Origin of the sequence: Gordonia cholesterolivorans, assembly GCF_039531975.1 — a bacterium.
In the GTDB taxonomy this organism is placed as follows: Bacteria; Actinomycetota; Actinomycetes; order Mycobacteriales; family Mycobacteriaceae; genus Gordonia; species Gordonia sihwensis.
Genome location: NZ_BAAARB010000083.1, coordinates 1 through 560, shown reverse-complemented (window position 1 = coordinate 560; position 560 = coordinate 1). Strand labels below are relative to the sequence as shown.

General features: G+C 54.5%; 1 protein-coding gene. It reads left to right on the top strand.

Going from position 1 to position 560, the window contains the following annotated elements; genetic code table 11:
• Positions 1–39: 39 nt before the first annotated feature.
• On the top strand, positions 40–519 hold the full coding sequence (locus ABFX36_RS19130) for a hypothetical protein (RefSeq protein WP_428832074.1): 480 nt from the start codon (positions 40–42) through the stop codon (positions 517–519).
• Positions 520–560: the final 41 nt, after the last annotated feature.

Here is a 560-nt window from a genome sequence, read left to right as displayed (position 1 = left end):
AGTGTGTTAAAGGTGTCGCGAGGGACAGTGTCGAAGGTGATGACGGCCTACACAACACACGGGAAAACCACATCGGGGAAGCGGAACAGTGGGCGGAAGAAAAGCATCAGTGACAGGTCACGCCGGATATTAGAGCGCATTGTCACGCAGAACCGTCGTGCCACTGCGGCGCAAGTGACGGAGGAACTCAATCAGCACCTCCCCCAACCTGTTTCGACAATCACAGTCCGCCGCGAATTACATGCCATGAACTTACGGGGTCGTGTTGCACGGGCCAAACCTCTCATCAGGGACCATAACGCTATAGCACGCCGCAAATGGTGCCGCGACCATGCAACTTGGACCGCTGAGGACTGGAAACGTGTGATATGGTCGGATGAGTCATCATTCACCCTATTCCAAACCACGGGCCGTGTTTGTGTGTGGAGAACGCCCAAAGAAGCGTATGATCCGCAGTGTCTCTTCCCAACTGTGAAACATGGAGACGACTCGGTGATGCTGTGGGCCGCAATCTCATAGTTTTCAGTGGGTCCTGTGGTAACACTTAGCGGACGAATCAC

Bases quoted from the DNA above. Each gene is read 5' to 3' on its own strand.
- ABFX36_RS19130 (WP_428832074.1), top strand. From the start codon at position 40: ATGACGGCCTACACAACACACGGGAAAACCACATCGGGGAAGCGGAAC.